A 17501-nucleotide genomic window follows, 5' to 3' on the forward strand; every position below is an offset into this window, starting at 1 on the left:
CTACCGCAGCCCGGCGGTGAGCCGCCGCAGCCGCTCGTGCGCCCCGCCATAGGCGGGACCGGCGGCGGGGAGCAGGGTCTTGTCGATGGCGGCGAGGACGGTGTAGTTGGGGTCGCACACGTTGCCGATCGGCGCCCGTCCCGCCTGCGACACGAGTTGGTAGGCGTCCAGGGTTTCCAGGCCGGTGAGGGCGCTGGCCCAGCGGACGAGGTCGTGCTGGGCGATGCGGTAGGCGTCCTCAAGGGGTCTCGCGCAACCGATAGTCAAGATGTCCCAGTCGGTCTCCAACCGAGGCCACCGGGTGGTGACGCCTTTGATGACGTCGATGGCGAGGGTGGTGGTCGTGGCGATTTCCACGCCGACGCCGCAGGCCTCGCCCTCGCCCTGGCGGGCGTGCCCGTCGCCGAGGGCCAGCATCGCCCCGTGGACGTTCACACCGAGGTAGAGGGTGGTGCCGGCGCGCAGGTGCGGGGTGTCGAGGTTCCCGCCGTGGGTGTCGGGCACGAGTGTGGATCGGGCTTCGAACGCGCCGGGGGCGACACCGATCGTGCCGATCATTGGGTCCAGCGGCAGGTCCACGCTGTGGTCGCTGCGGGTGGCCTGAAACCGTACGGTCCCGGCCTGCCGGTCGATGCCGTACACCCACACCCGCTCCTCCAGCGGTGGTTGCAGGGTGGCGGTGTGGGAGGTGGACGTTAGCGCCCCAAAGTGCGGGAACGTTGAGGACACACCCCAGTCCCGGGCCGGGGTGATGGCGGCGAGGTGGACGGCGAGCGTGTCGCCGGGCTCGGCGTCCTCGACGAAGAACGGCCCGGACACCGGATTGAGGTACGGCATGCGGCACACCTGCGACGGCAGGTCCGCCGGTCCCCTCACGAGACCACCGAAGCAGTCCTCGGTCGCGACGGTGAACACGTCCCTGCCGCGCACGTGCGCGACCGGCATCCGACCGCCGAAGGTATACGCCAACTCGTCCCGAGCGGGCCGGTAGGTGAACGAGTCCATGCCGGTCACACCCGCTCCACGTGACGTGCCTGCGGCTGCGCCGCCGCCAGCCCGGAGAGGGCAGGCCGGCGGCCCGACAGGTACAGACCAGCCAGGACGACCATCCCGAGGGTGAGCCAGGCCAGGCCGAGGCGCTGGGCGGCAATGTTGCCGTTGACCACCACCCACACCAAAATGGCGAAGCCGACCGCGGGCATGACCAGGTGCGCCCACCAGTTCCCGCTGCGCCGCCGGATGAGGTGATGCACCACGACGGAGACGTGCAGGACGAGGAACGCGACCATCGCCCCGAAGTTGATCAGCGACGACAATAGGGTGATCCCGTCCGAGCGGGTCGCCATGTACAGGCCCAGCGCCAGGGACACCGCGCCGGTGAGTAGCGTGGCGTTGATCGGCACGTTGCGCCGGATCGACACCTTCGCCAGGAACGCCGGCAACTGCTGGTCCCGGGCCATCGCGTACAGCAGCCGAGAGGTCGCGACCTGAGCGACCATCGAGTTCGGCAACCCCCACGCGATGGCTGTCGCGACCGCGCACAGCGTCGCCAGCCAGCCCCCGCCAGCCACGGCGGCGGCGTCGTAGAACGCGGTCCCGTTCGGATCACCGTCGGCGAGAAGCCCGCCCGGGTCGGGGACGAGCATCGCCGCCAGCCACGTCTGCGCGACGAACAACGCCCCCGCCAAGACGAGAACCGCGGCCATCGCCCTGCCGATCTGCCGGGAGCCGCCCTTGGTCTCCTCGGCCAACATCGAGATGCCATCGAATCCGAGGAAGGACAGCACCGCGATCGACACCGCCCCCGCCACCACCGACCAGGTGAACGTGTCGGAGTTGTAGAAGGCGTCCCAGCTGAACCGGCCCCTACCCGAGGCGAGGGCCCACCCGGCGACGGCCAGGAACACCGCCAGCACGATCAGCTCGCCAATAAGCATCACCCGAGTGACCACCGCGGTCATGCGGATGCCGACCGAGTTGACTATCGTGTTGACCGCGACGAAACCGAGTAGCCACACCCACACCGGCACCGCCGGGACCGTGGCGTGCATCGCCACCGACGCCACCAGATACAACAGCCCCGGTACGAGGACGTAGTCCAGGAGGATCACCCAGCCGGCGAGGAACCCAACCGGCGGGCTGATGCCGCGGCCTGCGTAGTTGTAGACGCTGCCCGACATCGGGAACGCCCGCACCATCTGCGCGTACGAGAACGCGGTGAACACCAACGCCACCACACCGACCGCGTACGCCAGGGCGACCATCCCGCCGGAGCCGGCATAGACGCTGCCGAAGATCGCCATCGGGGCGATCGGCACCATGTACACCAAGCCGTACGCCACCAGATCCCGGAAACGCAGCCTTCGGGCCAACTCCTGGTGGTACCCGTAACGCGCTAAGCCCTCTTGTAAATGCACTGCAGCCTTCCGATCCGATTGAGTCTTGATTGGGCGGGGACATCTTTACCGGCCAGGCCTGCGGGCCTTTCCGCTTCGAAAGGGTCGCTCGGTTTGAATAGCCGGGTCGATACCGGAAATGCGGACAGGGGAGTTGTCCGCATGAAGAGGGCGATGACACGGCGGCCCGGCCAGCGCCCGGTTCGGCATACGGCGTCCCGCGACTTGGGGCGGACGACTCCGGCGTAGAGTCGCCGATGTCCGAGGAGCACTCGTGCCGGTCCGGCGACGGGCGGGCCACGCAGAGTTGTTCGAGGAGGGGCCCGTGAACGTGGCGGATTCTGTTGCTGCTGTCTCGCTGGGCGACGCCGTCAGCGCGTCCGTCAGCTACGACCAGCTGCGCGTCTCGGACGGCACGCTTTATTGGTTAGAAACTCGCCCGGACGCAGGTGGTGTCACGACATTGACGCGCTGGCGGGGCGGCGAGGGCGTACGCGATGCCAGCCCTGCGGGGTTTAATGTGACTAACAGTGTCCACGCCTACGGTGGTGGATCTTTCGCGGTCGCCGAGGGATGGCTGTGGTGCGCTGGCGAAGGTGGCCTGTACGAGGGTCGTCACGGCGGTGAGCTCGACCTGGTCAGCCGGGCTTCCTTGGGAGATCTGACACTCGGCGACGGCGAGTTGCTGGCAGTGCGAGAGTCGGACCACGGCGACGAGCTGATCGCGATTCCGCTAACGGGCACACGACAGCGGAGAACCCTCGTCGCGAGCAGAGGTTTCCTCAGCGCACCGCGGCCAGGTCCAAGCTCCCTGGCCTGGTCTGCTTGGAGCGAGCGCGACATGCCTTGGGACGCCTGCGAGGTATGGGTGGCGTCCTACTCACCGCACGGGCACATTGAGTCACCGGTGAAGGTCGCCGGCGATGCCGACGAGTCGGCGATCGAGCCTCGGTGGGGACCCGATGGCGCGTTGTACTTCATGTCAGACCGCAGCGGTTGGTGGAATCTGTTCCGCTGGGATGGAGACAAGGTCGAGGCGGTGGCATCCATCATCGGTGAGTGCGCCGCAGAGCCGTGGGAGCTGGGTTACGCGTCATACGACTTCCTCGAAGACGGTCGAATCGTCGTGGCAGTACAGGACGGGCCGCGACACCGACTCGTTCTCATCGAATCTTCCGGCGCTGTCCGTCCTGTGGATCTGCCATACACGTCGATCAAGCCCTACCTGGCCGCGCTGGGGACGACGGTGGCGCTGATCGGGTCGTCACCGACGGTGGCGCCTCAGATCGCGCTCGTTCACCTGGGCAATAACGACCCGCAGGTGGAGGTGCTTGCCAAGTCGGAACATGTCGGGCTTGCGAGGGTTGAGGTGTCGACGCCGACGGAGCTGCGGGTCCGCGTCACAGACGGTCGTGAGGTGCTGGCGCTGGTGTATCCACCGGCGGGCTCGCCGGCGTCATGGCGGGCACCCGTGATCGTTCGGGCGCACCCTGGGCCAACCGCATCCTGCCTGCTGCGCCTGGACTGGCAGGCACAGTTCTTCACCAGTCGCGGATTCGCCGTTGTCGACGTGGACTACCTCGGCAGCACGGGGTACGGCCGGGCCTTCCGGGAATCTCTGTATGGCCGGTGGGGCCTGGACGACGTTGACGACTGTGCAGCAGTGGCAAACCACCTCTTAGCAGCAGGGCAAGCCACGCCAGGACAGGTTTTCATCCGCGGTGCCAGCGCTGGCGGATACACGGCGCTGCATGCCGTGGCACAGCAGGGCCCGTTCGCCGCTGCTACCGCCATTTCAGCGATCGTGGACCCTGACCGATGGACAAAGACGGTGCCCCGGTTCCAGCGTGCGCACGCCATGAGGCTTCGCGGTGGTGCCGGGCGAGTCGAGGCCGCCGCCGTCCGGCGACCCGTGCTGTTCATCCACGGCACTGCCGATGAAGTGGCAGCGATGGAGGATGTATGCGAGCTAGCCGATGATCTGGCGGCTCGAGGCGTTCCCCATGAGCTGCTGCTTCTTTCCGACGTCGGCCATTACGTGGCGACGTCCACGGGCGCCGGCGCCGCATTGGAGGCGGAGTTGGCTCACTACCGTGCTGCGGTGGCGGCTGCGGCGACCAGTTGAGGGGTCACACTGCCGCATGAGGCAGCTGATCGCGCACATACTCGCCGAACTCACGTACCTCCAGCTCGCACCGGTAGGGCTCAAGGTCCGCCTGGACCTCGACGACGCGCTGCAAGCAGCGGTGCGAAGCGGTCTTCGCCGTGTGATCTACCGCCTGTCGAGCGGCAGCGCAGGCTTCGTCGATGCGGCCGGCAGCGGCCAACGACGAGGCCAGTAGCGCGGTGTCGATGGCAAGACGACGAACATGCGTGGGGCTCAGCGCGCCGAGAGCGTCCCGCAGGTGCCGTTGGGTTTCCTGCGGTCTGCCCAGGTCATGGAAGCAGTGCGCGATCTCATCAGCCAGGTAGGCCGACGTGAAGTAGCGGATCCACGTCGGCTCGTCCTCAGGTCGGCTGCGGGCCAGCTGCCTTTCCGCGATGTCGAGGTGGTTGAGGCACTCGCCCTGTTGTCCGAGTCGAGCGTGCGACCGCGCTACCACGGCGTGCAGCCCTGCGCGCACTGCGGGCGTCGCCCGCGTCTGGCCCCCGTGCACCGCTGCGAGCGCCATCCGCAGAGCCGGCGCGGGATGACCGCAGTGCAGTGCGAGGTGGCCGATGTTCACGGCGAGCAGATAGCTGCCGTAAAGGCGGTCGTCCGCGGCCTCCGTCAGCCGCAGGGCGCGTAGGTAGCGACGCTGCGCGAGACCGTGGGCACCGGTATCAACCGCCTGATAGCCGCACAACTCAAAGAAGCCCGCTGCCAGTGTGCTGAGGCGCCGCCCAATCGCCGCCGAGCCGGGCGTCTTCGCAAGCAGGTGGTTCAACTCATCTTCTATGAAGCGCTGCACCTGGGCATGCACCCGACCAGCACCATGTGTGTGGTCCAGTTGCCTGAACATCGCCAGGGCGGTCTCAGCGGAGAAAAGATCCTCTTCGCAGACCTGATCCGGAGAGCCGGGTCGTTCGGCCATCGACAGAAGAGGGCTGGCTGTGGTGTTTAACCAGTCCAGAGCGGCACGATCAAGGACCCCGGGCTGGAACGGAACCCGCACGAGCATGCCAGGCGTTCCCGATGGTTGCGCCGAGTAGGTGGGCAACAGGTTGGTTACGCCAAGGTGGCCTGTGGGCGGCTCGCGCACGTTGTTGCGGCTCGCTTCAAGCAGCGGCAGCAGCCGCATCAAGGACCCGCTGGCTTCTAACGCCTTATCGCAGGCCTCAACGAACTCCCGGGAGGGAAACCGGTCCGCTGTCTCGACCCGACGAACCAGATCAGCGCTAAATCGGATCATTGCGCCCAAGCGTGCCTGAGACAGGCCGGCCCGCTCACGCAGCTGGCGTAGTTCGGCACCGAAGAAGTGGCGCTCGGACAGGGATGGCTGGAGATCCCGGGGGGCCTGACCCATGCACTGCCTCCTCGGGTCGTCGCTCCAAATCAAACGGCGGCCAGCAGCGTGGACACCGCCCAACTAGGGTCACGCACCCCTCGGTGCGATGCAACCAAGCATGCCTAGGACAGGTTGATTACCCACCCGCTTCGTGGATGCCTGGCATGCGGACACCGGATTCGTCCGCATGCCAGGCATTACCTTTCAGGGCCTCGAAGAGTGAATGTGAGAGCCAGGGAGCCGCCCACCCGTCAGCTCCGCACCCGGTGGCAAAGCGCCGGTCGATCGTTGGAAGCAGGAGCGCCGCCGGAGCTTTGGCGGTCTCTACCTACCGGAGGGAGCAGCCCATGAGCGTCAGCACCATAGACAGCGCGGCTTTGCGCCGTGCAATGGTCGATCGCCTGGCCCATGACCATGCGGCCAAGGGTCTGACGTTGCGGCCTGAGGTGGAAGCCGCAATGCGGAAGGTGCCTCGCGAGCTGTTCACGCCCGGCCTTCCCCTGGAGGAGGCGTACGAGAACAGGGCGGTCATCACGAAGCGGCGCGGTGAGGAGAACATCAGCTCGGTGTCGGCGCCATTCCTCATCGCGGAGATGCTCGGCCAGGCGGCCGACGCGCTGGGCGGCCTCCGCGGCCGTCACGTGCTGGAGATCGGTAGCGGCGGCTACAACGCCTCGCTGCTGCGGGAACTCGTTGGCGCGGCCGGTTCCGTGACCACGGTGGACATCGACCCAGACGTCACGGACCGAGCAGTCGCTTGCCTCAAGGCGGCGGGCTATGACGATGTCAAGGTCGTGTGCGCCGATGCCGAACATCCTGTTGAACCCGGCCGTCGCTACGGCTTGATCATCGTCACTGCTGGGGCGTGGGACGTCCCGCCGGCATGGCGCGAGCAGCTCACCGACGACGGCGTCCTGGTGGTGCCGCTGCGCACGTTCGGGATGACTCGATCGTGGGCGCTTCGCCGTTCCGGGGTCGGCCTGGTCAGCATGAGCGATCGGCAGTGCGGGTTCGTGCCGGTACAGGGCGACGGGGCATACGACGTGCAGTACGTCGACGTGGCCGATGGGGTCCACCTGCGCCTCGATGAGGGCCAGCAGCTTGACTCCCGGAGCCTCGACGGCTTGCTCGAGACGCGCCGGCAGGAGGCATGGGCCGGAGTAAGCCTGCCGCCTCCCACCGTGCTGGCGGACCTGGACCTGTGGCTTGCGACTCGCGTCGCTGCCGCAGGACAGGAGTTCGTCGTGCTGACCGCCCAGGATGCCGCTATCTCGTCCGGTGTCGTCGCGCCGTCGTGGCGGTTCGGGACACCTGCTGTCCTGCACGACGACGGCACGTTCGCCTACCGGTCGGAGCTGCGGTGGACCGGCGACGCGTTCGATTTGGGCGCGTACGCCCACGGCCCTGACACCTCCGCGGCGGCTGCGGCAGCGGGGCGATTGGTCGAGCACATGCGGGCTTGGGTGAGCGCCGGCTGTCCTGCGCCGGCACTGCACGTTCTGCCCGCGCAGACCCCCGACGGCGACTTGCCGGCCGGGACGGCCGTGGACAAGCGGCACAGCCGCATCGTCCTGGCCTTCACCACTGAGGGAAGGGAGTCCTGATGGAGTTCGACGAGTACGAGGTCGGCCAGGAACGCGTGGAGGGCGAGCTCAACCTCCGGCTGGTCGACGCTGGCCCGGCGTTGAGCGCGTACGCGACTGCCACCGACGACGGCTGCGGCTCGGGCAACACTGGCTCGAACGCCTGCTCCGGCGGCGGCAAGTAACAGCGGTCCCGCGCGGTGGGGTCCGACCTCACGAGGTCGGGCCCCACCCTCACATCCCTCTCCTTTGCCCCGCCGGTTCCGGGAGCGCGCGATGTTCCAAGCGACGGGTGCGGCCCTCGTCAGGGCAGCGTCCTACCCTTCCGATCTGACGTTGCCGACGTGGCCCGACCTGGCTGTCGAGCAGCCAGAACGGTGGCGGGAATGGCTACGGCAGGCCTGGGTGCTACCAGGGTTCGCCGCTGCCGTTACCCACGCCGCGCCGCAGCTGGCCGACCAGATCGCCCGTGTACTCGCCGAGGAAGCCGTGACCGGGCCGAGACTGCGCCGCGTGGTGGAGGCGACAGTCCGATACCTCCTGAGGTGGACGACGCGCGCGACGCCGTTCGGTCGATTCGCCGGAGTCGCTCCCGTGCAGCTTGGCCCGCGTGCGGCAGTCCGCTGGGGTGCCGAGCACCGGGAGGTGAGGTGCCCCGATGGCCGGTTCATCGTCGAGCACACAGCCCAGGCGGAACGGGACCTGCACGTGCTCCGCTCGGTCAGGGTCGTCACGAACCCGATCGGGTATCCGCGTGGCGGTACGTGGGTGGTGCCCTGCGGCCACAGCGACGGCGACCGGATCAGTAACGTGGAAATTGACCTCACCGACCCGGTACGACTGGCGGTGAAGCTTGCCAGCTCACCGATCGCGTTCGTCGACTTGACGGCCCGGATGGTCGAGCGGACCAACACGAGCCTGCCGGACCGCGCCGAGCGGCTCCTTGCCGCTCTCGTTGCCGCCGGCGTCCTCGTGTCCGAGATCCGCCCACCGGTGACGGTAACCGAGCCAGTCGCTCACCTCAGTCAGCACATCGACCTGCCTGACCCTGGCGAGGGTGTCCAGGTTGACCTGCGCGTCGACTGCGCCGTAACGCTGCCACCGGCCGTGGTCCGCGAGGCATGCGAGGCCGCAGCAGTACTTGTCAGCGTGGCACCGCGCCTGCCGGGCTGGGCTGTCTACCACTCCGCGTTCATCGAACGCTGGGGACCAGGCGCGGCCGTACCGCTGCCCGACGTCCTACGCGTCCTGGGTTTCCCCGCCGGATACCGCGGCTCACTGCGCCGCGACGCAACGGAGCTGACTAAACGCGACGTCCTCGTCGCGGAACTCGCCCAGCGCGCGGCCCTGCAGAACTGCGCCGAGGTGATGCTCGACGCCAAGCTCGTCGACCAACTGCGTGGCGACGACGATCGGCCTCCGGTCCCGCACACCGAACTTCAATTCACCCTTGCCGCAGCTACGCTCCGGGACCTCGACCGTGGCGACTTCACGCTCACGGTCGTCAGCGGCGCCCGCCACGCGGGCGCCGCAGCGGGCCGGTTTCTGCACCTGTTCACCCCGTCCGAACTCGCGCGGTTCTCGGACGTCTACACCCACCTGCCGACGACGCTGCCGGGCGCGGACGCGGTACAGATATCCGGCCCTCCACTGGGCAGCCGATTGGCCGCGCTCGCCCGCGCTCCCGAACTGCTGCCCGTCCTGCCCGTCGGCGACTTCCACCCCGAACCGCAGTGGACGCTCGCGGACCTGGCCGTCGCAGGTGATGGTCAGCGGCTTTGGCTCGTGTCGCGTAGGACAGGCCGGCCGGTCGAGCCGATGCTGCTCAACTGCCTGCTGCTGCCGACGCTGCAGCAGCCGCTCATCCGGTTCCTGACGGAGATCCCCATCGCGTGGACGGCACCGTGCGTCCCGTTCGACTGGGGCCGCTGCAACGGCCTGCCGTTCCTGCCACGCGTACGGCGAGGCCGGTCGATCCTGCATCCGGCCTGCTGGACCATCACCGCAGCCGCCCTACCCGAGCACGGTGCGCCGTGGCACCAGTGGCGGGCGGCCTGGCAGCGGCACCGTGACCAGCACCGGCTACCCGCAGACGTACTCCTTGGCAGCGGTGACGCACGGCTACGCCTCGACCTAGACGACCCCGCCCACCTGGCGCTGCTGCGCAGCCACCTCGACCGGCGCAGATACGCCACACTCACCGAGGCGCCGGGATGGGCCGGCTGGATTGACGGCAGACCCTCCGAACTCCTGCTCACCCTGACCCGCACCCCGCCGCGCGATGAGCTGCCTCCTCGACCGGCGCGTCCCGCCAGCACCGTGCAGCACCGACCCGGCCAATCGCTGTGGCTGGACGTCCGCCTCACCGGCCGAACCGAGCACATCCTCGCCGACCTGTCGAAACGCCCCGAGGTGTTGCCGGCTGGCTGGTGGTTCCTGCGCTACCCCGACCCGCAGCCCCACCTGCGGCTGCGCGTTCCATTGCGTGACGCCAACCAGTTCGCGGACGTTGCCCGCGACGTTGCCGTATGGGCTGAACGGCTCGACGAGCAGGGCCTGCTGACTGATTACAGCCTGGCCACCTACCGGCCCGAGACACGCCACGGCACCGGGCCCACCCTCGCCGCAGCCGAAGCCGTGTTCGCCGCCGACTCCCGCGCCGTCCTCGCCAACCTCACCGGCGACCGGCACGCCACCACCGCTGCCAGCATGCTCACCATCGCCCACGGCTTCAGCGGCGGCGGCCCACGCTGGATAACCGAACACGTCCCGCACCGCGGCGGCCCACGCCTGGACCCCACCCAGCTCAGTGACGCCCGCCGGACCCACCGAGACGACGAACTAACAGCGGCGCTCACCACGGCGCTAACCGCCTACCGGACACTCGTCGACCGAGACGGCCTCGACCCGGACCAAGTGCTGGCCGACCTGCTCCACCTGCACCACGCCCGCATGATCGGCGTCGACCTCGCCTCCGAACGGCACTGTCTCCGCCTCGCCCGCGCCGTCGCCCACACCATTCTCATCCGCGGCACGCCATGACCGCAGGACAGTCACTCGCCGACGGGGCAGCCGGCATCGCCCTCTGGCACCTCGAAACCGGCAGATGGCAGGCGGCATACGCCGCACTCCAGCAAGCAACCGCCGACGGAGTCAGCGCCACCGACAACGCCAGCCTCTACTACGGCGTACCCGCGCTCGCATTCGTCCTCGCCGCATCCGACCACCCCGCGCTCATCCGAGCCCAGGGCGTCGCCGCCGCCGCAACCGCCACGGTGGCCCGCCGTCGGCTGCACACCGCGCACCGCCGCATCGACCAACGCCAACAGCCCCCGTACGCAGAATTTGACCTCATCCGCGGCCTCACCGGCCTCGGCGTCGCCCTGCGTCGCATCGGCGACCTCGACATCCTCCGCGAGGTACTGACCTACCTCGTACGACTCACCGAACCCATCGGCGCGCTCCCCGGCTGGTGGTGCCCACACGGCCCCAACCGCACTGAGCCAGGACCAGCCGGAGGCCACAGCAACCACGGCATCGCCCACGGCATCACCGGCCCACTCGCACTCCTGGCACTCACCCTCCTCGACGGCATCACCGTCGACGGACACACCCAGGCGATAAATCGCGTCTGCCAGTGGCTCGACACCTGGCAACGCCGCACCAGCACCGGAACGTGGTGGCCCCAGACCATCACGCTCGATGACCTCCGCCGCGGCGACCCAAGCCAGCGCGGACCGCTCCGGCCGTCCTGGTGCTATGGCACGCCCGGCATGGCCCGCGCCCAGCAACTCACCGCGCTCGCCCTCGGCGACACAGCACGCCAACACCTTGCCGAAAGCGCGCTTATCGCTTGTCTGAACGACGCGGCCCAGATCCCTCAGCTCACCGACCGCGCCCTGTGCCACGGAACCGGCGGCCTCCTTACGACCGCCCGCCGCATCGCCGTCGACGCCCTGACACCCATACCCCTCGCGCCACTGGAGCGTCTCCACCAGCAGGCGCAAGAGGCGACCGACGAACCCGCAGGCTTCCTCGACGGGACATCCGGCGCCGCCTTGGCCGCGACCGGAACCACGAAGACCTCGTGGGACGCCTGCCTGCTCCTCTGCTAACCCGCCACCATCGACCGGACGGAACTGATGGAACAGAACTCCTGGAAGCAGGTGAACCTCGCCTACCTTGGCCCAGACCCCAGACATCGGGAAAGGCAAGCCGTCGAACACCTCACCCGCGTGCTACCCGCCGCCGAAGCCAAGGGCCTCATCACTTCGTGGTGGTTCATCCGCAAAGGCCCGTGGCGGATCCGCTACCTCCCCGCCACGTCCACCAACGATCCGATGCACCTACTGCTCACCGACACCGTGAACTGGACCACCGACATCTACGAACCAGAAACCCATGCCTTCGGTGGATCCGCCAGCATGAACGCCGCCCACGCCCTGTTCCACCACGACAGCCGACACCTCCTGGACTACCTGAGCGACAACCCCGACGACCGGCGGGAACACGCACTCATCCTCTGCACTGCGCTCATGCGCGCTGCCGACCTCGACATCAACGAGCAAGGCGACATCTGGGCTAGGATCGCCGATCAGCGCGGCCAATTGACCAGCCCAGGAACTCCCCAGGACCTGCGAGCCTGGACTGATCTCACCGCTGGTGTCCGCCGCCTCCTACTCGGCTCACCTCTCGTGGGCGGCATCGCCAGCGAGTGGCTGAGGGCCTTCGAAGACACCGGGAAGGCGCTGCGCACCCTCCGTGAGTCGGGCGGGCTCACCCGAGGAATCCGCGGAGTCATCGCGATGCACGTGATCTTCCACATGAACCGCCTCGGAATCCGCGCAAGCATCCAAGGCACCCTCGCCCGCGCCGCCAAGGAAGCAATCTTCGACGGCGTCTCTACCTAGAGTGAGAGCGCCGGCTGGCGAACGACCCGCTCGCTAGGCTCAGCCTGGATCTCCTAGCGACGAAGACCTGGTGTGGGCTTGCAGGCCGTGCGCGTCGCCATTTCCAGTCGGGCCCCATCTGGAACGCCGCGTTCTACGCCGGTCGGTGGAGTTGGTCGAGCGCAGAAACGACGGAAGCCTGTGGTGGCTCCGGCTCCACGATCGCCCTGATGGACAGTCGTAGAGGCCCTGTCGGTTCCCGGAGGGCGCCGTGTGCCGCCGTCGTGGCCTTTCATAGCTCGCCGAGGATCCGGGTGCGTTGCTCGGCGTATTCGCCGTCGCTGATCAGACCCTGCTGGTACACGGCGGCGAGTTGGCGGAGCCGGTCGGCGATCGGGTTGGGGGGCGGGGTTGTCGGGTCGGAGTGTGGACGCGTGACAGGGTTGTCGAAATCCGACTCGACAACGTCCACGGCGCCCGACGCGCTGCCCTTAGAGGTGGGGCGTCGACGGAGCGGGCGATGCTCCAAAAATCTTCGTCGAGGGCGGTGCTGCTGCAGGCGGCGGCGTGACGGCTGGCGAGGATGTCCATCGTCACGGGGGTTGCGATGTCTGCCTGGGTTGCCAGCTCGGCGGGGGAGATGCCGGCGAATTCGGCGTAGACGCATAGGTAGCGGGCCAACGCCCGGCGGGCGGGTGGTGCCTGCGCGTCGATTGTGGCAATGAGGAGCCCGAAGCGGATCCGACGGCGGGTGGCGGGCAGCTACCGTCGGCGCCCGACTGCTACTGCTGGAGTGCGTCGTACTTTTCGCCGGTAGTTCGGATGTGCTCAGAGATCGCTGACCACACTTGTTCTGCTGTCCTGTCGCCGAGCAGTCGTTGCGCCAGGTCCATCTCGCTGACGGCTTGACGCCACATCAGGCGTACTTCGTGCGACCAGGCTGACCGGTAGATACGTTCGGCGAGTTCGTCCAAAATTCTAGTTCGCTCGGGATGAGGGGACAGGATCTCAGCTGCTAGGCGCGGAGCTCGGGCTTGTTCGTCGAGGTGCAACTGCCCGAACTGGTCAAGGAACAGCCCCTCTACGACTCCTTCGCGATAGCCTAAGGGCCAAGCAACCGCGTCTTGACTCAGCGCGCATGCCTCGACCCCGTCGATGCGCACAGTGAAGGTGTTGCGAGACGCCCGCTGCCCAACGGCCACACCTAGCTGACGCTGATCGGCATGCTCCAACTGCGGAAGGCCCACCGCCGCGAGCCGGGTAGCGAGGGAGCCTATGCTGAACGAGCTCGTGCTGAGATCGGCGATCAAAGGCTGCAGCGATCCGAGGAGTACCAGCTGTAACCGCCGGAGGGCCCAGCGGGTCCACAACAGAGCCGCGTCAACGGCGGTTTCCAAGATCTCGTCTTCAAGAATTGGCAGGACTGATCGGCCATGACCAGTGCCGTAGGTATTGCGTAGCTCGCGCAACATCCCGGCCAGCTTGCGAGCCGAATTGGCGGCTTGGCGGACCACCGCGTTCGCCGCTACTCCCGGTCCCACCTTGTACTCAATCTCGCGATGTGCGTCACCCAACACCTTGTCGAACTCTTCGCCACTACCGGCGGGGCGACCGCGAGCATCGAGCACAACGCGCGCGGTCGCCTCGACGAGGTCCTTGGCCGAACCAACCACCAGCGGACGGTCATTCGTAGCCACCGCTGACCGCAGTCGTTGAAACGGATCTTGGATTGCTGCCCAAGCGGCGTGTCCCAACGCCTCCGGCCGGGGAAGCTCTGCAGTCAGCACGTGCGTCGTCATTCGTGGATCATGCCAGCCCGGACCACACCGAGCAGCAAGTGGCTATCGGGATCGAACCGTTATCCCCGCCGTTCGCTCGGTGCCGTGGCCTTCACATTTGAACGGTGGCTGACCGCCGCGAAGCGCTGTTGGTCCGCGGATGGGAGGCTACGAGGATGCTTCGGGTTGGGCGGCCGACGTGCCGATCAGAAGTTCCCGGCCCCCGCCCACCTCTTCTCCTGCGAGTCAATTTACTGCTGCCCTAAACTGCGGCTACCTCCACGGTTGCCGCGGCAGCTCGATCGGCCGGTGATGCGATGAAGGGGTGCTCGGAGAGCGTCTTCTGGACCTTGAGGCGCCACCCGTCCTTGAGGTCACCAACCTGTAAAAACATGTCGGCCACGACACTGAGGAACCGTCGTTCGTCAGTCAGAGGAATGTCCGGAGCGGGATGTGGCCGGTGTTGCTCGACGGGGGAGGGTCCGGAGGGGACGAGGTCGAGCATGAGGTCGAGGGTGCAAGCTCGCACGCCCCGCTTGGCGTGGTCAGTCTCATTTTCGCTGTGAACCATCTCGCAGCCCACAGCGCGTAGGCCGGCGGTCTGCAGCGCGCCGAAGACGGCGGCCCAGGCGCGTGGGCTTCGGTTGGCGTAACTAAAGATGAGGTGTCCATCCGGACGGAGCGTCCGTCGGGCCTCCTTGAAGATGCGGCCTAGCAGCGCCTCGTAGGCACCGTCATCGACGAGTTGGCCAGTGGTGCTGTTGACCACGGCTTCGCCGGTGAGCGCCTCGTTGGTGAGCTTTTCGTTTGCGAGGCGAGCCCAAGCACGCAAGGGGCCCGACAGTTCTGCGTACTGAACATCGTCGTGATACGGCGGATCGGTCAGGGCAAGGTGCACCGAGTTTGCCGGCAGAACCATCTGTTCACTGCTACCTTCGACAACCCGTACGTCCCACTCGTTCATAGCTGCGGCCGGTGCGTTGGTGGTGAGCGGCCCTTGGACGAGAAGCTCGCGGCCGGTCTTTTCCTGCAGCCATGTTGCGGACTTGACGAGCTGGTTGAGGCGCCGAAGGACGGTTCCCCGCCCGCGGCCGACGCCGCCCCAGACGTTGGGCTCGACGGCGACGGTGGTGAGATTGAATCGATGGCCCGCCATCGATTCGAAGCTCTTGAGGTAGAACCGGTCCCATCGAGACAGGTGGCCGGCCATCTCAGCGCTGCCGACGACGGCCAATTCCGCCGCGCGCACGACAGAGGGATCTTGCGAGCAGCGGCTTGCGAGGTCGAGTATCCGTTCGAGCATGTGCCGCTGCCGGCGCGGGTAAAGGTCCTGCCAGCGGTGGAAGCCGTGACGGGTGAGCACGCTGGTTTCTTGGCCGGGTGGAATTGGCCCCAGGTCAGCCACCGGCTGCCATCCGCTTGAATCGGCCGTCTCGCGCTCAGCGGCGGTGGGGATGTCGACCTCACGGGCCGTACGGCTGGAACGGTCGACGAGCACGATCTCCCACTGCCAGGTCTTGGCTCGATCGGCAAGGCGGTCTGTTTTGCCGCATTCGCAGGTGATCGTTCGCATCGGGGTGTAGGTGGCCGTTGGCTCGACTAGGAGGCGGCAGATCGGGCATCGTCGACGTTTGTCGGACATGGCTGAGAACAGGTGGCCTCGTCGGCATGCCAACCACGCTTGGGGGTTTCCGCTCTCCTTGCGAGCACGTAGCGACACGAGCGCATGAGGGAACATGCGCGCGCGCTTACCACAGTCGGTGCACTCGCCAGTTGCTACTCGGATCGTGTGGGATACGACGCCCCTGGTGCCGTCGGAGAGTGTGGTGCCGTAGGCGGCTTCGACCTCACTGTGGATCCACTGCTCGATCGTCGACGCCGCCTCCCGGAGTTTGTCGGGCGCGGGCAGACCGAGCATTGCGGTGAGTCCAGCCGCTGGCCAGGGGTTGAGGTCCTGGGCGTACACCTGGTGACCTCGTGCGACGGCTGCGAGCGGGATCACGCCACCGCCGGCGAACATGTCAGCTACGAGCAGTCGACCGGGCATCATCGCGTTGAACGCGTCGATGACCGCTCCGTTGACGGCGCTAGTTCGCCGAGCCCACCATCGGTAGGTGCTGACCGGCGGAAGGTGGAGTTCCCGGTTGCGGCTTTCGGCTCGCGCTTCCGCACTGACCTTGAGGTAGTCGAGCCCGCCGAGTGGGCTGCGGAGCGGTTCATTCCGGGGGGACGACGGGGACGGCGTTGGCGGGTCGGTCGTTGGGGCCGTCATCGCGGTCATCGTTGTCCTAGGTTCGCTCACTTAACCGTGGGGGCGTTCGTGTCACGTACGTGAGGGTGCGTGTCGTATAGCTGAACAACTGATCATGTTACGGCGTGGTTCGCCTGATTGGGAATCACCCATGCAGGCTTTCGATCTAGCACGGTTCGTCCGGCTTGCGAAGCGGAAGGCCGGAACGGAGGCATTGAGCACTGAGCGTAATTCGACATGACGCCCAGCGGCCTCGCAGCTGGCCGCCGCCGAGTGGCGGGTCCGCAGGCAGCGCAGCGGCGAAATCGCTGTGAGTGAGCCATCCGGCGACCTGCATGACCGGCTCGCCGGTGGCGGGATCCTGCTCCCGGCGGGTAACCACCAGCGACCATCGAGGGTCGCGTTCGGCGACGGTGGCCTCATTTCGGCTAATGAAGAATTCAACCCAGCCCGGTGGTGCTGAGGTGGCCTTGACCTCGAGCCGGTGACGCTGACCGGTGGCATCGGGGCTGGCAATGTCGTAGCCCAAGGTGTCGTCGATCAGGCTGACCTGGGCCACGTCGGGGAGCATATGCTGCATTCCCGCGCTGCGCAGATGGGTCCGGCATGCATCGAGTACCGCCTGCTCGCCTTCGTCCCCGAACTCCTGCAGCACCTGAAGATCAACCTTCCTGGCCGCAGCAAGTAGCATGGCGTCGCGTTCGCGCTCGTCTTCGAAGGTAGAGGCAAGCGCCGTAGCAACGTCGTAGGGCACGAGCTCCCAACGGACCTCGTCGGTCGTCGCCATTTGCGCCAGCCACACCTCGCGCTGGTCGGTCAGAATCTTGAAGAGCAGCGCCTCAACGAACGTGTCCACCGGCAATCGGGACATGGCCAGCAGATCGTTGGACGGGACGACAAGGTGTCGCTGAGTCGCGACCAGGCCCGCTCGGGTAAGCAGTCGTTCACCCTCGGTGAGGCTGCGGTGATCGTGTAGCGCCCCCGTCGCGAGACTCCGGTAGCTTCGGTCGAGCGCGTGCCGAGGCTCGCCATCCGGCTTGAGTAGCCGGGCGACGTAGAACGCCGCCTGAAGGTGACGGTGACTGGGATGGATCGGTACCGGCTCGGACAGCACAG

At 67.3% G+C, this 17501-nt stretch carries 13 protein-coding genes; 6 read left to right on the top strand and 7 right to left on the bottom strand.

The annotated features are described in order from the left end of the window. Complete coding sequence (locus AB0C15_RS00390) at positions 1-1014, bottom strand: acetamidase/formamidase family protein (protein ID WP_357347105.1); 1014 nt, start codon at positions 1012-1014, stop codon at positions 1-3. Beyond that, positions 1011-2417: an APC family permease gene (locus tag AB0C15_RS00395; RefSeq protein WP_357347107.1), complete on the bottom strand. Its 1407-nt coding sequence runs from the start codon at positions 2415-2417 to the stop codon at positions 1011-1013. The genes AB0C15_RS00390 and AB0C15_RS00395 overlap by 4 nt, the downstream gene beginning before the upstream one ends. Before the next feature lie 304 nt (positions 2418-2721). Here AB0C15_RS00395 and AB0C15_RS00400 point away from each other — a divergent pair, with 304 nt between their 5' ends. Beyond that, positions 2722-4521, top strand: coding sequence for a prolyl oligopeptidase family serine peptidase (locus tag AB0C15_RS00400; RefSeq protein ID WP_357347108.1), 1800 nt, complete (start codon positions 2722-2724; stop codon positions 4519-4521). Between the two features lie 4 nt (positions 4522-4525). Here AB0C15_RS00400 and AB0C15_RS00405 read toward each other — a convergent pair whose 3' ends face one another. Further along, positions 4526-5902, bottom strand: a complete 1377-nt coding sequence (locus AB0C15_RS00405; protein WP_357347110.1) for a helix-turn-helix transcriptional regulator — start codon at positions 5900-5902, stop codon at positions 4526-4528. Between the two features lie 329 nt (positions 5903-6231). On the opposite strand from AB0C15_RS00405, the gene fxlM reads away from it, so the two are divergent. The 5 genes from fxlM (at position 6232) to AB0C15_RS00430 (ending at position 12377) form a co-directional block, all read left to right on the top strand. Continuing rightward, entirely contained in the window at positions 6232-7488 is a 1257-nt protein-coding gene (gene fxlM / locus AB0C15_RS00410; protein WP_357347112.1) for a methyltransferase, FxLD system, read from the top strand. Next, positions 7488-7652 (top strand): FxLD family lanthipeptide, encoded by a 165-nt coding sequence (locus AB0C15_RS00415; RefSeq protein WP_357347114.1) that lies wholly within the window; start codon positions 7488-7490, stop codon positions 7650-7652. Before fxlM ends, AB0C15_RS00415 begins: the two co-directional genes overlap by 1 nt. Before the next feature lie 91 nt (positions 7653-7743). Next, positions 7744-10509: a lantibiotic dehydratase gene (locus tag AB0C15_RS00420; protein WP_357347116.1), complete on the top strand. Its 2766-nt coding sequence runs from the start codon at positions 7744-7746 to the stop codon at positions 10507-10509. After that, a complete protein-coding gene (locus AB0C15_RS00425) occupies positions 10506-11582 on the top strand; it encodes a lanthionine synthetase C family protein (RefSeq protein ID WP_357347118.1) in 1077 nt (358 codons plus the stop codon). Before AB0C15_RS00420 ends, AB0C15_RS00425 begins: the two co-directional genes overlap by 4 nt. Positions 11583-11609: 27 nt before the next feature. Continuing rightward, positions 11610-12377, top strand: a complete 768-nt coding sequence (locus AB0C15_RS00430) for a thiopeptide-type bacteriocin biosynthesis protein (protein WP_357347120.1) — start codon at positions 11610-11612, stop codon at positions 12375-12377. A 271-nt stretch (positions 12378-12648) separates the two neighbouring features. Here the strand turns inward: AB0C15_RS00430 and AB0C15_RS00435 are convergent, their stop codons facing one another. From AB0C15_RS00435 to AB0C15_RS00450, 4 genes are all read right to left on the bottom strand, one after another. Then, positions 12649-12828, bottom strand: a complete 180-nt coding sequence (locus tag AB0C15_RS00435) for an SHOCT domain-containing protein (RefSeq protein ID WP_357347122.1) — start codon at positions 12826-12828, stop codon at positions 12649-12651. A 310-nt stretch (positions 12829-13138) separates the two neighbouring features. After that, positions 13139-14155 carry an abortive infection family protein gene (locus AB0C15_RS00440; protein ID WP_357347124.1) on the bottom strand — a complete coding sequence of 339 codons (1017 nt, stop codon included), beginning with the start codon at positions 14153-14155 and terminating at the stop codon, positions 13139-13141. Between the two features lie 241 nt (positions 14156-14396). After that, positions 14397-16415 (bottom strand): hypothetical protein, encoded by a 2019-nt coding sequence (locus AB0C15_RS00445; protein ID WP_357347126.1) that lies wholly within the window; start codon positions 16413-16415, stop codon positions 14397-14399. 136 nt (positions 16416-16551) lie between these two features. Further along, positions 16552-17499 carry a DUF3883 domain-containing protein gene (locus tag AB0C15_RS00450; RefSeq protein WP_357347128.1) on the bottom strand — a complete coding sequence of 316 codons (948 nt, stop codon included), beginning with the start codon at positions 17497-17499 and terminating at the stop codon, positions 16552-16554. Positions 17500-17501 lie beyond the last annotated feature (2 nt).

Origin of the sequence: Micromonospora sp. NPDC048835, from assembly GCF_040649995.1 — a bacterium.
Classification (GTDB): Bacteria; Actinomycetota; Actinomycetes; order Mycobacteriales; family Micromonosporaceae; genus Micromonospora.

Coding starts and splice junctions, on each gene's coding strand:
- AB0C15_RS00405 (WP_357347110.1), bottom strand. CDS start 5,902: ATGGGTCAGGCCCCCCGGGATCTCCAGCCATCCCTGTCCGAGCGCCAC.
- fxlM (WP_357347112.1), top strand. CDS start 6,232: ATGAGCGTCAGCACCATAGACAGCGCGGCTTTGCGCCGTGCAATGGTC.
- AB0C15_RS00415 (WP_357347114.1), top strand. CDS start 7,488: ATGGAGTTCGACGAGTACGAGGTCGGCCAGGAACGCGTGGAGGGCGAG.
- AB0C15_RS00420 (WP_357347116.1), top strand. CDS start 7,744: ATGTTCCAAGCGACGGGTGCGGCCCTCGTCAGGGCAGCGTCCTACCCT.
- AB0C15_RS00425 (WP_357347118.1), top strand. CDS start 10,506: ATGACCGCAGGACAGTCACTCGCCGACGGGGCAGCCGGCATCGCCCTC.
- AB0C15_RS00430 (WP_357347120.1), top strand. CDS start 11,610: ATGGAACAGAACTCCTGGAAGCAGGTGAACCTCGCCTACCTTGGCCCA.
- AB0C15_RS00440 (WP_357347124.1), bottom strand. CDS start 14,155: ATGACGACGCACGTGCTGACTGCAGAGCTTCCCCGGCCGGAGGCGTTG.
- AB0C15_RS00445 (WP_357347126.1), bottom strand. CDS start 16,415: ATGACCGCGATGACGGCCCCAACGACCGACCCGCCAACGCCGTCCCCG.